General features: G+C 66.0%; 1 protein-coding gene. It reads left to right on the forward strand.

Annotation, left to right across the window (positions count from 1 at the left end; genetic code table 11):
• Window positions 1-206, forward strand: a 206-nt coding sequence (locus tag DJ73_RS07290; RefSeq protein WP_141212924.1) for an ATP-binding cassette domain-containing protein, incomplete at both ends; no start/stop codon positions are given.

Raw genomic sequence — 206 nt, forward strand, 5'->3', positions numbered from 1 at the left:
CGCGATGGTGTTCCAGAACATCGCGCTGTTCCCGCACATGGACGTGTACGACAACATCTCCTTCGGCCTGCGGCTTCGAGACTTCCCGCAGGACGAGATGGACGAGCGCGTCGACGAGGCGGCGCGAGTCGTCCGAATGCAGGGGATGCTCGACCGGATGCCGAGCGAGATGTCCGGCGGTCAGCGTCAGCGCGTCGCGATCGCGC

It is taken from the genome of Halorubrum sp. Ea1 (assembly GCF_002252965.1).
Lineage (GTDB): Archaea > Halobacteriota > Halobacteria > Halobacteriales > Haloferacaceae > Halorubrum.